The sequence below is a fragment of the Amphritea balenae genome, assembly GCF_003858655.1.
GTDB classification, from domain to species: domain Bacteria; phylum Pseudomonadota; class Gammaproteobacteria; order Pseudomonadales; family Balneatricaceae; genus Amphritea; species Amphritea balenae.
Genome location: NZ_RQXV01000008.1, coordinates 86,069 through 99,699 on the forward strand (window position 1 = coordinate 86,069; position 13,631 = coordinate 99,699).

Annotated in this window: 15 protein-coding genes; 6 read left to right on the plus strand and 9 right to left on the minus strand. The window is 45.0% G+C overall.

Annotation, left to right across the window (positions count from 1 at the left end; genetic code table 11):
• Positions 1-35: 35 nt before the first annotated feature.
• Both EHS89_RS14220 and EHS89_RS14225 read right to left on the minus strand, forming a co-directional pair.
• A complete protein-coding gene (locus EHS89_RS14220) occupies positions 36-329 on the minus strand; it encodes a co-chaperone GroES (protein WP_124926822.1) in 294 nt (97 codons plus the stop codon).
• A gap of 139 nt (positions 330-468) precedes the next feature.
• A complete protein-coding gene (locus EHS89_RS14225) occupies positions 469-966 on the minus strand; it encodes an FxsA family protein (protein ID WP_124926823.1) in 498 nt (165 codons plus the stop codon).
• Between the two features lie 455 nt (positions 967-1,421).
• On the opposite strand from EHS89_RS14225, the gene EHS89_RS14230 reads away from it, so the two are divergent.
• Positions 1,422-2,189, plus strand: a complete 768-nt coding sequence (locus EHS89_RS14230; RefSeq protein ID WP_124926824.1) for an SDR family oxidoreductase — start codon at positions 1,422-1,424, stop codon at positions 2,187-2,189.
• Positions 2,190-2,319: 130 nt separating this feature from the next.
• Here the strand turns inward: EHS89_RS14230 and EHS89_RS14235 are convergent, their stop codons facing one another.
• The 5 genes from EHS89_RS14235 to EHS89_RS14255 form a co-directional block, all read right to left on the minus strand.
• Complete coding sequence (locus EHS89_RS14235; protein WP_124926825.1) at positions 2,320-2,883, minus strand: hypothetical protein; 564 nt, start codon at positions 2,881-2,883, stop codon at positions 2,320-2,322.
• 294 nt (positions 2,884-3,177) lie between these two features.
• On the minus strand, positions 3,178-3,825 hold the full coding sequence (locus tag EHS89_RS14240; protein WP_124926826.1) for a hypothetical protein: 648 nt from the start codon (positions 3,823-3,825) through the stop codon (positions 3,178-3,180).
• Positions 3,826-3,920: 95 nt separating this feature from the next.
• Positions 3,921-4,277, minus strand: a complete 357-nt coding sequence (locus EHS89_RS21600) for a zinc ribbon domain-containing protein (RefSeq protein WP_124926827.1) — start codon at positions 4,275-4,277, stop codon at positions 3,921-3,923.
• A gap of 75 nt (positions 4,278-4,352) precedes the next feature.
• On the minus strand, positions 4,353-4,640 hold the full coding sequence (locus EHS89_RS14250) for a DUF7716 domain-containing protein (RefSeq protein ID WP_124926828.1): 288 nt from the start codon (positions 4,638-4,640) through the stop codon (positions 4,353-4,355).
• A gap of 269 nt (positions 4,641-4,909) precedes the next feature.
• Positions 4,910-5,905, minus strand: a complete 996-nt coding sequence (locus tag EHS89_RS14255) for an adenosine deaminase (protein WP_124926829.1) — start codon at positions 5,903-5,905, stop codon at positions 4,910-4,912.
• A gap of 174 nt (positions 5,906-6,079) precedes the next feature.
• On the opposite strand from EHS89_RS14255, the gene EHS89_RS14260 reads away from it, so the two are divergent.
• Entirely contained in the window at positions 6,080-7,498 is a 1,419-nt protein-coding gene (locus tag EHS89_RS14260; RefSeq protein WP_124926830.1) for an AmpG family muropeptide MFS transporter, read from the plus strand.
• Positions 7,499-7,664: 166 nt separating this feature from the next.
• On the opposite strand, the gene EHS89_RS14265 is transcribed toward EHS89_RS14260, so the two are convergent.
• Positions 7,665-8,147 (minus strand): YajQ family cyclic di-GMP-binding protein, encoded by a 483-nt coding sequence (locus tag EHS89_RS14265; protein WP_124926831.1) that lies wholly within the window; start codon positions 8,145-8,147, stop codon positions 7,665-7,667.
• Positions 8,148-8,279: 132 nt separating this feature from the next.
• Here EHS89_RS14265 and EHS89_RS14270 point away from each other — a divergent pair, with 132 nt between their 5' ends.
• The 3 genes from EHS89_RS14270 to EHS89_RS14280 all read left to right on the plus strand — a co-directional run bounded on the left by EHS89_RS14270 (position 8,280) and on the right by EHS89_RS14280 (position 10,140).
• Positions 8,280-9,173: a ketopantoate reductase family protein gene (locus tag EHS89_RS14270; protein ID WP_124926832.1), complete on the plus strand. Its 894-nt coding sequence runs from the start codon at positions 8,280-8,282 to the stop codon at positions 9,171-9,173.
• Positions 9,174-9,246: 73 nt separating this feature from the next.
• Positions 9,247-9,828 (plus strand): cob(I)yrinic acid a,c-diamide adenosyltransferase, encoded by a 582-nt coding sequence (locus tag EHS89_RS14275; protein ID WP_124926833.1) that lies wholly within the window; start codon positions 9,247-9,249, stop codon positions 9,826-9,828.
• Positions 9,829-9,870: 42 nt separating this feature from the next.
• On the plus strand, positions 9,871-10,140 hold the full coding sequence (locus EHS89_RS14280) for a hypothetical protein (protein ID WP_124926834.1): 270 nt from the start codon (positions 9,871-9,873) through the stop codon (positions 10,138-10,140).
• Positions 10,141-10,228: 88 nt separating this feature from the next.
• On the opposite strand, the gene EHS89_RS14285 is transcribed toward EHS89_RS14280, so the two are convergent.
• Entirely contained in the window at positions 10,229-10,852 is a 624-nt protein-coding gene (locus EHS89_RS14285; RefSeq protein WP_124926835.1) for a histidine phosphatase family protein, read from the minus strand.
• Between the two features lie 418 nt (positions 10,853-11,270).
• On the opposite strand from EHS89_RS14285, the gene EHS89_RS14290 reads away from it, so the two are divergent.
• A complete protein-coding gene (locus tag EHS89_RS14290; protein ID WP_124926836.1) occupies positions 11,271-12,458 on the plus strand; it encodes an NnrS family protein in 1,188 nt (395 codons plus the stop codon).
• Positions 12,459-13,631 lie beyond the last annotated feature (1,173 nt).

A 13,631-nucleotide genomic window follows, 5' to 3' on the forward strand; every position in this document is an offset into this window, starting at 1 on the left:
ATTCAATTTGAAATTCTTAATACCGAAAGCAGTGCTTAGCTTTCCAGAACACCGTAGATGTCGCTCTCGTTCATGATCAACAGCTCTTCACCGTCAACTTTAACAGAGTTAGAACCAGCGTACGGACCAAACAGCACAGTATCACCAACTGCAACATCCAGCGCCTGAACCTCACCAGTGCTGGTAATGCGACCAGTACCTATAGCCAGAACTTCACCCTGGTTAGGTTTTTCAGCAGCAGAACCAGGCAGTACGATACCGCTGGCAGTCATTGCTTCTTCTTCTTTACGGCGAACAACAACACGGTCGTGAAGTGGACGAATTTTCATTGAATCTCTCTCCTGATCCTGTGATCAAAAAAAATCATTTTTATAAGTAAAAGAAGCAGTAGATAACCGCTTCAAGTTATGCGATGTCTAGCTATTTGGGGGCAGCGAAAAACATTTCAACACCCGGCCCGAAAAAAATTCAGTCTTCGCGGCGATATTCACCATCAATCACATCACCTGACTGATCAGGGCGACGTGGCTGAAACGGATGATCACGGTTCTCGTCACGGGTAGTAAAGCCATCCATTGCAGGCTGATCCCCTTCTTGCCGGTGAGACATAGCGACAACAGAGAAACGGCTAAACAACAGTTTTGCTAACCACTGACGGGTAAATGGGATCAGGCAAAAAAAGCCAATTACGTCGGTAACAAATCCCGGCGTCAATAACAGCGCCCCGCCAACGGCCAGCACAACACCCTCGACCATCTCGCTACCGGGAATCTGCCCGGCATTCATACGCTGTTGCGCCCGGGCTAATGTCGACATCCCCTGATAGCGCAGCATGTTGACACCTATAAAGGCTGACAACAGCACCAAACCCACCGTATACCAGGCACCAATTGCCTGACCTACATTGATAAGCAGGGCTATCTCAATTACGGGAACAACAATAAACAGCAGAAATAGAAATCTCATAGTGCTCCAATCCTGTACAGGTCCCCCAATAAGGTTAGCCTGACAAATAATTAGGGTTTTCAGTCAAACAGCAGACACTACGACTGAATGTTAAAAAAGTCCGAGTTATCAACATAGTTAGGGGCTAATTTTACTTTTTCAACCCCTCGCCCACAGTGAGCAAGCGCAACAATAGCACTAAAGTTCAATATAAAAACCCAATGCTGCCCCGCAAAATAAATTCTTAAAAATCAGCTACTTAGATATCCATACATAATAACAACAAATAATATTCCCTAGCATTATCAATAATTTAGAGCATCTCACGAAAGGGTTATAGACTTTTACGCAGAAGCGTTATAAGTTCTTATGCAATGTTTATTGCAATGCACAATAACAGTGATAATAAATCGGTATTTAATTCTGACTGAAACGAGTACCGGACATAAAATACAGAAGATAAGGTAGTAGATACGATGGAATTGAAAGATAAAGTAATCGTTATCACCGGCGGTGGCCGTGGTCTGGGTCGCTCTATGGCTCTGGAACTGGCTCAGAAAGGTGCAAAACTTGCACTGGCCGATCTGGATCAGGAAGGTCTGGATGAAACCGTTGGTTTGTGCATGGAGCACGGTGTTGAAGCCCGTGGTTACATCGCTAACGTTGCTGATGAAGATTCCGTTGTAAAACTATTTAGCGATGTTGCCGCTGACTTTGGCGCTATAAATGGCCTGATCAACAATGCTGGCGTAACCCGTGACGGCTTATTCCTGAAAGTTGATCGTGAAACCGGTAAAGTTGCTAAGAAGATGAGCATGGACCAGTGGAACCTGGTTATCGATGTAAACCTGACCGGTACTTTCCTGTGTGGCCGTGAAGCAGCTGCGCAGATGATCGATCTGGGTTGTGAAGGTTGTATCATCAATATCTCTTCTATCTCCCGTCACGGCAACATGGGCCAGACTAACTACACTGCAACTAAAGCAGGCGTAGAAGCAATGGCTGTTACCTGGGCGAAAGAACTGGCTCGCTACGGCATTCGCGCTACCTCTATCGCACCAGGCTACATCGGTACTGAAATGGTAATGAGCATGAAGCCAGAAGCACTGGAAAAAATCGCTGCTGGCATCCCTGCTAAGCGTCTGGGCAAGCCACAGGAGATCGCTAACACTGTCGCCTTCATCCTGGAAAACGATTACGTAAATGGTCGTTGCATCGAAGTTGATGGCGCATTGCGCATCTAATCAGTCGACCAAATGACTATTTAAGAAAGCCGACTGCGAAGTCGGCTTTTTTGTATTTAGCATTATATCCTTCAGATATAAAAAACGATTTAGGGCAATAGTGCTGGTTTAAGCACCTCTAACCTGCCATTTAGTTCGGCGAAGCTACACAAGCACAAACTCCTGAACCAAAGTCACACACACAATTCGAATCACCAGTACAATCGGCATTAGAACTGCACTGAGGAACGACGGTCCTTCCCGAAAATGAACCAGGCCCATAAGGATGATTATGGTCACGATACTGCCCTATTAACCACCCCATATAACTTTCTAATTTATCAAGGCGTTTAGTCACTTCCTGGTGTCTATCTTCTTGTACTTGCTTGCTGTTAATTGCACAACCGCTAACAATCACAATTAAGACCGCGATAAAAAACATCTTCATACTATTTTCTCCTTGCTGGCCTGCCCCGTTAATTTCTACAGTTAACAAAGCGAACATCCATATTATTTTCAAATATGCGCAAGCGCGTTTTTCTCCTACGAACCTGGAAACAAGCAAAGAGTACAAAAATGAAAAGTAGTAAAGCACATTGATTTTCATCCTCTGAAAAAGCTCATGCGCGGCTTTTGTGCTTTCCAATAAGCACACAATCTCATCTGTTGATATCCATATCAGATCAATACTGGTAGAGGTTTTAGAATTATTCAAGTAACAAGCTATGCTTGAGAGCTTGTGGTTAAGTCAACTTCCCAGATTAAAATAGCAAAAAACACGTTAGAGAACCTACGATTAAGTCCGGTAGAACCTGTCGCTGAATGTTAACATTTCACTCGACGAACTCTCTTTCCGATATTCTTTCTAAGTAATTCTCGAACTTATCAAAGTGCATAGATCTCTCTGGATGCATAACGCTTGTGTAACCGGACTCAGAAACGACAGCATAGGAAACCAAAAGCCCAGCTTTTGACGTTCCGGTTGACATATTTGTTAGGCATTTATAACTCACAACTTCTCTCGACCGAACAACCCGAAGGTCTTTCTCCAAACAAACTCTTGTTTTGTTTGTTCTAGACCTCCAATTAGTTCTCTAACTTTTTCAGGTGATCGAGTCAAAATAATACTGGCGGTTTGCCCTTTCCTGATTGCCCGGGCCACGCCAAACGGCCGAGTGTACAATCCAGAATAAGTGGCTTCGGCATTTTCTGATAGTTTGAGTGTGCAACTTCCAAAGCTACTCGTGACTTTACTTTCTGGCCAGAAAGAATAAATCAAACTGCCTCCATCCGAATACCCCACAAAACCGTACCTTCGTTTTGTTTGTTCTTGATCCTCAAGAGAAAGAAGACGTCTTATAGTTCCGGTTACTGAATAGCGCCGCTGCCTGAGTTTATAAAGGTCAAATTTGGTTGGTTTATTATCTTCGAAGATCACTAATAACCAATTACCTGAAATCTGCCTTCGGGAGTCTATGAGCCAAGAAACTAGCTTCTGAATTAGCCAAGTTACAAATGGAATCCCTAGTCCGATTAAAAATGCGACAAACGGAAAGTCAACGAAGAACAAGTTAACGGTGCAAAACTGCTGACTGAAAAACCATTCAAAATTCTGAACACAATCCAAATAGGCAGTGCTTCCCTCCTCCGTTTCCATGCAATTCCCTCTAAGTTGTCGTGTGATTTCGTTCAGACACCTAACGCTTAAAGCAGCCGACGCTTTAGCGGTCGGTTGCCTTTACTTGTTATAACTCAGTCGCCAATCAAAAAATCTGCAATCATTGATAGGCTACTAAGGTCCTTTTTATAGATTTCTGTATATCCGCATTTCTTACAGGCTATGTAAACAAACCCTTCGGTTGCCACATCGAAAATCTCTGAAATACCATCACCAGAAGCCCTAAACCCACCGCGCTCATATATATGATGATCGCACTTAAAGCATCTGTATTCTGACTGAGTGCGATACGACTCGGAGTTTAGGTAAGCCTCTTTAAACTTCTGAATCTCTCGACTATTACATGAAGCTGGGCAAGTACATGTCGTGCACTTATCATTACCTGCTTTTACTGTGCTATCACAAGCTTGGCAGCGCCAATCGTAGTTCATCTCAGCATCCTTACTCTTGACCTATAACGCCTTTAGCAACGGCGCGGCTTTATCGCGTCCGATTGCCTAAACTTGTTAACCCTGGACCTGGATGAAAGCATCGTTTGCATGATAATGCTTAATTGCCTCCAAAATCAGGCTTGGGCCAGGATTGTTTATTTGGGCATGCAGATTCTCAGCGATAGACTGAACATCTTGAACTGATAAGAAATACGGCATACCTTCGAATGTCTCGCTAACTCCATCGTCTTCGATTACGGCTACTGGACTATCGAGTGTCAGTTCACCCCGAGCAACGTATAAGAAGTGATCCCACTCTAGGGATTCAATCTGATCAATGATCTCTTTTAGAACACCTTTCATATTCAAGCTCAATGGGGTTAACAGCTAGATATACGTCATAGTGACGTATATCTACAAACAAAGTGAGGAGCTACAACAGGAGAGATCAAATTCCTTTTCCTTACCATCACGGCCCAAAGCATCCTGCCCGGTTATAAGATTAATAGTGCAATAGAAAGCTTCTGAAATCCAGAACTTAGATCAGCTAAAGCATAGCCTGACACAGATGGGTATCCCCTTCTATATTGCCGCCCCAGCAACTGAGGCGGCTTTAGATTGTTAAGCCACCTTTAACCGAGTTTCCCCAGTAAAGCGAGCATTTCAGCCTTACGATTCGGACTGGCAAAACTATATTCAAAGCTATTCCGAGCCAACTCCAGTGCTTGCCCACGGGTCATACCCAGCCCCTGCTCCAGAGCGATAAAGTTCTCCGTCAGATAACCACCAAAATACGCCGGATCATCGGAGTTCACAGTTACCTTCACCCCCTGCTCTAGCATCTGCAAAATATTATGCTGGCTCATATCATCAAACACCCGTAACCGGGTATTGGACAGCGGGCATACCGTTAAAGCCATTTTCTCTTGAGCTAGCCGTTGCATTAACTCAGCATCATCGGTTGCACGAACGCCGTGATCAATGCGATCCACATGCAACAGATCCAGTGCATCAATAATATTTTGCGCCGGGCCTTCTTCTCCGGCGTGAGCCACAGCTAACAGCCCCATACTGCGGGCTTTGGCAAACACCCGTTCAAACTTAGCTGGCGGATGCCCCTGCTCCGAACTATCCAGCCCTATGCCGATAATGTTATCCAGATAGGGCTCAGCCTGATGCAGCGTATTAAAAGCTTCCAGCTCACTCAGGTGACGCAGGAAACACATAATCAAACCGGAACTAATACCATACTTTGATTCTGCATCAGCGAGCGCTCGGCTGATACCACGGATAACGGTAGCAAAAGGAATTGATCGTTCAGTATGCGTCTGGGGATCAAAAAACGGTTCTATATGGATAACATTTTGCGCCTTACAACGTTCAATATAAGCCCAGGTCAGATCATAAAAATCCTGCTCGGTTTGCAGCACTTCTGCACCCTGATAATAAAGATCGAGAAAATCCTGTAAGTTGCCAAAGTTATATGCCCTGCTTAACTCATCAACCGAAGCATAGGGCAGTTCAATACCGTTACGCTCAGCCAGCGCAAACATCAACTCAGGCTCAAGTGTGCCTTCAAGATGCAGATGCAACTCGGCCTTAGGCATACTGTTCAGGAAACTATCCATACCATATCCTTTTAACCATTTATCTAAACGTTAGTAAATAAAGCTGATTCGGGCAAAAAATCACCTTCTGCTGCGAACAAATAAGCTCTGTTATAGGCCCTGTTATGAGTTCTGTTATTGCCTATAGGACCGATGAAAGCGACAATAACCGCTCACCTACGTAAGGAACCGGTAATGATACCCGCCCAATCAGGATCTGAATCCTGGCTTGAATCCAGTAAAATATACCTGCATCCAAGGGCTATTACCCTTTTTTTCCTGGGTTTTTCATCCGGTCTCCCCCTACTGCTGGTATTTGGTACTCTGTCATTCTGGCTCCGTGAAGCCGGCATCGAACGTAGCCTGATCACCTATTTTTCATGGGTCGGTCTGGCTTATGGTTTTAAATGGATCTGGGCACCTCTGATTGATCGTCTTGCCATCCCTTTACTTTCGACTCTGCTTGGCAGACGGCGCAGCTGGCTGGTTTTAGCCCAACTAATGTTAGTACTTAGCCTGTCAGGACTGGCATTTTCAAATCCGCTGGAAAACCTTGAAGCGATGGCCATCCTGGCACTTTGTGTTGCTTTAAGTTCAGCGACTCAGGATATAGTCATCGATGCTTATCGAATTGAATCCGCCGGGGAAAGGTTACAGGCAGCCATGGCCGCCACGTATATGGCTGGCTATCGAATTGCAATGATTGTTGCCGGTGCAGGAGCTTTGGCCGTTGCAGCCTGGGTTGCCCCTACCCCTGAGGCTTATTCATCTGACGCCTGGAAAATAGCCTACCTCAGTATGGCCGCTCTAATGGGTATCGGACTTTTAACCAGTCTTATAATCTCTGAGCCTGAAGCGGTTAAGATGGATCAGGAAACGCTTGAACAGCAAAATAAAGTGATTCAGTTCAGTGAACAATTTGCCCACTTACCGCACTGGCTATCCCGATTTTTAGGCTGGCTGTATATCGCTCTGCTATGCCCGTTTCGTGACTTTATTAAGCGCTACGGTATGCAGGCAATTATTATTCTGGCGCTCATTAGCACCTACCGTATTTCCGATGTAATTCTGGGCATTATTGCCAACGTTTTCTATGTCGACATGGGCTTTACCAAAGCAGAGATCAGTAAGATTATCAAAGTCTATGGCGTGATAATGACTATTGTTGGCGCGGGTATAGGCGGTATCCTGGTAAATCGTTTCGGTGTGATGAAAATACTTTTCAGTGGCGCCCTACTGGTTGCACTAACCAACCTGCTATTCGCCTGGCTGGCGAGCGTAGGTAACGATACTCTGGTGCTGACCATCGTTATCTCACTGGATAACCTCAGCGGCGGCATTGCTACAGCTGCATTTGTTGCCTATCTTTCAAGCCTGACCAATATCCAGTACTCAGCAACACAATACGCTCTGTTTAGCTCAGTCATGTTGCTTTTCCCTAAGTTCCTGGGAGGTTTTTCTGGCGGCTTTGTCGATAGTTTCGGTTATATATGGTTCTTTAGTGGTGCCGCACTACTGGGACTACCTGTATTGGTGCTGGTTATTATGGCAGCGCGGGTTAAGCAACAGAACACAGTGACTGAGAAAAACCGGGAGATAGAGACAAGTAGCTAGATATCACTTCGTGACTTAGCAGACGGGAGCAGGAAAAGCCTTCTCTGGTAGCTCAATGACTGCACAGTCCGTAGAATAAGGTATCTGGCAGCCCCTGGCCCCTAAACAAGGCTATTTCTGGCAAGTGGCAACGCCGCATTCTAGCGACGTAAGCCTAGTGAAATTGTTAATCGCGGAAATTATTAAACTGCAACGGTAGATCCAGATCAGATTCTCTCAGCAGCGCCATCACTTGCTGCAGATCATCCCGTTTTTTACCATTAATCCGCACCTGATCACCCTGAATCTGACTCTGAACTTTAAGCTTTGAGTCTTTAATCAGCTTAATGATTTTCTTAGCCAGAGGCTGATCCAAACCCTGTTTCAGAGTAACCAGCTGGCGCGCCCGCATGTTTGCCGTATGCGCATCGCCAACATCCATACTCTTAGTATCGATTTTACGACCCACCAGCTTATTACGCAGGATATCCATCATCTGCTGTAGCTGGAAATCGACCTCAGCATTCAGGGTAATTATTTCACCGGCTAGCTCAAAGCTGGCTTCAACTTTATTGAAATCGTAGCGCGTACCCAGCTCACGATTTGCCTGATCGACGGCATTACTTACTTCGTGCATATCCAACTCAGATACGATATCAAATGACGGCATCGCTGTTGCTCCTTAAACAGGGTCTGTGTGGCCAAACGAAGTCTGGCCGGGTTAATTCAGTTGATACTAGGTATCATACCGCTATGATGAGGCAACACCCAACTGAATTCTGTAAAGGACCACTTCAAAGTGATGCACTGGCATATACTGGGCGCAGGGGCGATCGGCCTGCTTTGGGCTGACAAGCTGATACGTAGTGGCCACCAGGTTACATTGATACTGCGTAACCAGGATAAACTGGACCAATACAGCGGTGAGTTTAGTATCACCGATGACGGACAGGAAACCCGACACAAGGTTGACGCTCAGCTAGCCAGCGAAGCTGAACCTGTTAGTAATCTGCTTATTACTACTAAATCATTTGCTTCAACAGCCGCTTTTAACTCGGTTAAATCCCGTACCTCTGACTCAACCCGGGTGCTGCTGTTACATAACGGCATGGGCCCACAACAGCAACTGGTTGAAGAAAACCCTACTCTGGAAGTCTGGGCTGGGAGCACAACCGATGGCGCCTATTTTTCTGCCCCATTTATTCTGATCAGAGCCGGCAAAGGTGAGACCCGAATTGGCAGGCTTTCCCAGCAGGGATCTGAGCAACTGTTTAATGAGCTCAATTGCGACCAAAACCCACTGTTACTTGAAACCGATATTATTTCGGTACTCTGGCGCAAACTGGCCATTAACTGTGCCATCAACCCTTTAACTGCACTTTTTAACTGCCGCAACGGTGAACTGCTCAAATATGATGATCGACGCGCAGCGATGGCGCAGATCTGCAAGGAGGTTGAGCAGGTTGCCAGCGCACTGAATATCACATTGTTCGATTGCAAATTAATGGAACAAGCTTGGAACATTGCCGAACTCACCGGTCAGAATCACTCTTCTATGCAGCAGGATGTCAGCCAGGGCAGGCCAACCGAGATCGAAACCATTACCGGCTACCTATGCCAGGAAGCTGAACGAATGGGAATTAATGTACCTGCGAATCAAATGACCTTAGATGCGATACGAAGCATCAGTCTATAATGACCGATGACTCTTTTCCTCAATGACTAACTGATCTGGTCTGTTACAAGGCCTCTATTTTAAGGAAACGATTATGGCCAACCGGCTGACCAAAATTTATACTCGCAGCGGCGATAAAGGCACTACGGCGCTGGCTAATGGTAGCCGGGTTAATAAAGACCACCCCCGCATAGAAGCTTTGGGCGATACCGATGAACTAAATTGTCTGCTCGGTCTTTTAGTTGCTGAGCTATTAGTTGCAGAAAGTCCTGCTCAGGAAGCGTTAAGAAAACTGTTGTTACAGTGCCAGAACGACCTGTTTGATCTGGGTGGTGAGCTGGCAGTTGCTGATGCAAACTATCAGGTGATTACTGCAGCAGTAATTGCCGATATGGAGCAACAGATCGATGATTTGAATAGTACCTTGCCGCCATTGAAAGAATTTATTCTGCCCGGTGGCAATCGGCCGGCAGCTTTATGTCATCAAGCCAGAAGCATCTGTCGCCGTGCAGAACGAAGAGTGGTGGAACTTGCCCGACAAGAAACGGTCAATCCAGAAGGTGCAGCATATCTGAACCGCTTATCAGACCTACTGTTTGTTAGTGCTAGAATTCTGTCACGACAGAATGGCGGTGAAGAGATACTCTGGCAACCACGAAAACCCGTAACAAGCTGACAGATACATATTTGTAGACGTTTAATACTTTAAGAGATATTTATGAAAGCCAAGATTCTGACCACAGCATTCTCACTTCTTCTGCTTAACAGCCCTCTGGCTCTGGCAGACTGTTCAGATGAACAAACCTGGTGTGAAACAAAATGCGAAGTTAAACACCTTGGCGATGATGCCGCTGTGACCGGCTGTAAGTCAAAATGCGTTGCAGCCCGTGCTGCCTGCAGCACAAAGGTTGGTGCAGAAACCGCCTGGGAAGCCACTAAAGATGCCGCTGATAATACTAAATCATTTTTTAAAGGGCTTACCGAATAATCTCTAACGCTGTTTTAGACATACCATTAACTACAACATAGACCATGCTATTAAACACATCTTCAACTATGTCATTAGCTATGCCTGACTATTTAAAAACCTGCTGATTAACAAACACGACAGAGATCCATTCTAATCTCTGTTGCTTATCCAACCCTATACGCAGACGACTAACTGAACCATGCCCCAGTTCCAGGCGGCTCCAGTGTGATGAAGGTAGTTCCAATGCCATAGCGATCAGCGCCCTGATTACTCCTCCATGGGTTATCAGCAACAACGAGGTTGATTCACTGACATATAGCTCTTCAAGCAGCAGCCTCAGTCGCCGTTGTAATGCATCGGTAGACTCGCCTCCCGGAGGGGGATTACTTGCCGGATCTCGCCAAAAAGCATCTGACTGATCAGGATACTTTTCCCATACCTGCGCCAGAGTCAGACCATCCCAATCGCCGAAATCTAATTCCTGTAGCCGATCATCTAAGTGCAGCGGTATAGACTCTGTCTGACAGTATTCATCCGCTACCTGCAGACAACGCTGTAAGGGTGAGCTATACACTGCCTGCCATTGCTCTCTGCTCATATGAAGGCTGAGTGCGTCTTTCATCTGACACTCTCCCAACGGGGTTAGCGGTGAGTCTGTCCTGCCCCGATAAATAGCCCCTCCCTGAGTTTCGCCATGGCGCAACAGATCCAGCGTTAGTATCCGGCACATAAACTTGTCTCCTGAGCGATAAAATATGGCATACCCGCAATTTGAAAGCCTGAAAAATTAAAAGCCTGAAAAATTAAAAGTCTGTAAAAAAGAGAACTTATCGTATTACAGCACCTTCTTTAATTCAGTAAATCAGGGCTATATCACCGACACCAGCCTTTCCATCACAATACTGGTTGAGCAATATCAAACACCCTATTATGATTATCTGCCAAACTAACCTCTGTCAGTGTTGTCACACTGAGCAACCGCTAAAGCTACAGAAATAAAGCGATAATAACCTTATCCACACGGAGCATTTACCAGAGGCTATAAGGGCTGAAGTACAGACCTGATTCTACTCTGTTTTCTCAGTAAAGAACCTCTGAATAATCAATACTGTAGCAAAAATATAAACATCAGAAAGTGAACAGATTCTATGCAGATTCAGGAACCAAGGCAGCCCCAGGGCTTTGCTCTTTTTAACTTAGGCTTTCGCCCCTTCTTTCTATTTTCCGCACTGTCCGGTGTATTACTTATGTTGCACTGGCTAATGCTGTTGGGCCAGGGACACACTACATATAATTACTATCTGATCAGCCAGTACTGGCATGGTCATGAGATGCTGTTCGGCTATTCTATCGCTGTCATCGCAGGCTTTTTACTTACCGCAGTACGTAACTGGACTTCAATACAGACCCCCTACGGAAAAACACTGGCCGGGCTATTTTTTATCTGGCTGGCAGCCCGGATACTACCGGTTATTTCCGAATTTGCAGTGGCCATTCCCGGCTCAATTATTGCGGCTGTAGACCTGAGCTTTTTACCCTTGGTCGCACTATCTATTGGCGTACCCATTGTAAAGTCTGGTAACTACCGCAACCTTGTCTTCATTGGCATATTAGTGGCCATGACCGTGGCAAACCTCCTAATTCATCTACAACTGCTTGGCTTAACAGATAATACTCTGGCCTCAGGCATGCAGTTGTCTCTAGGACTGATTGTTTTAGTTATGGCTGTTATGGGAGGCCGGGTTATACCCTTCTTCACAGAGCGCGCAATGGCATTTGAAGCTCGCAAATATAACTGGATTGAGAAGTCAGTCATCCCCCTGGCTGCGGCCTGGTTATTGGCGGGACTATTTGGCTTTGAACTGATCACCAGCTTGCTAGCATTGGTCAACGCCGTCATTCACTTTATTCGTGTTGCAGGCTGGTTTAAAGCCCGTATGGTGCGTAACCATCTTATCTGGATATTACATGTTGCCTACCTGTTTATCCCTATTGGTTTTGCCATGGAAGCACTGAGTGGCTTCACTGCAGTATCACCCTATCTGGCCATACATGCTTATGCTGCCGGCGCGATTGGTTCTATGACATTAGGTATGATGGCCAGGGTTTCACTGGGCCATACCGCCCGCCCGTTGAAAGTAACCAAAACGACCGTCATCGCCTTTATCCTGATGATGCTTGCAGGACTCATCAGAGCCTTCCTGCCTCTGATACCAGAACTCTATAACATGGCTATTCATGCCTCTGGAGGACTCTGGATTCTGGCTTGGATTCTGTTTCTGATTCCCTACACTCCGATTCTTCTTAAATCCCGCGTTGATGGACAATTTGGATAACAGACAAATATTGAGACATACCACCAACATCGTATAGTTCACCTGAGATAAGCAACAAAAACTCTGAAGACTGGTGCAACGAACGCACCACCTTCAGAGCTTAAAAAATATAACTTAGAAGATGCTAGCACCTGTAACTAATGCTATTGTTGTGCAACCAGACGAATAGCTGCTTCCTCAACTTGATTGCCAGAGTTCCAATAACCAATGTCCTCCATTAAACACTTAATTGTAATTGCCGGCCCAAGTAGCTCCGGCAAGTCGACACTATTAAAACGAATTTCTCTAGGTGAGCTACCAAACCTTTCAAAACAGATCCAAATAGATTCACCTTACCTTTATTCGACTATCCATGCTTCCAGACTGCCAATCAAGCCAAAGAAATTCAAACCAAAACTAGTTGTTCATTATGATTTTGTTAACCAACAACGTGTAAGAGGTGGTTTCAACCTTCTTAGGGATTTAATTAAGCGATCTGAAAAAACAACCATTCTAACTCTACACGCCCCACAGAAATCTTTATATTGCAGGATGAATAAAAGGTTCAAAAAAGACATCCTAAAACTAATCTGCCATCCCTGCAAAAGCTCCCTTAAAGCATTAAAAAATTCTAGACTAACTCGAAGTCTGTATAAAAATACGGATTTTTTGCTGAATGCCTACACAGAGTGGTTTGTTTTTATAGAAAACAATAATGTAACAACTCATTTTATTCTGGACTCTACCTCATCAGACTTACCCAATGCAGTACTTTATAAACCAGGAAAAAACCTCACCTAACCACCTCTACCCACTAAACACCCGCTGCATTGATTTAAAATATCATCCTTAATAGTTAATCAAAATCTTTATCCTGCATTAACTATATCTTATAGCTTTTATTTGCTGACCAGCCATCAACCTTGGATATCCCCCTCACAGCGTCACTTAAAATGATAGAAGCCAGCCTCATAATATAAGCACCACAAACAATATAAACGCCTTTGCAACCGTTCTTAATCCATTTGAATTAATTCAGATAGACTTTAATCATAAAAGATAATAAAAGCCCTAGGGAACATACGAACAAGTCCCGCTTTTTAAGCAAATCGATCCATTTAGATCGTTTTTCGGGTTAACCCTCCCATTTCTGTTCACTCTTCAGTGCTTGCATGCCAGTTTCCCGACATTCAG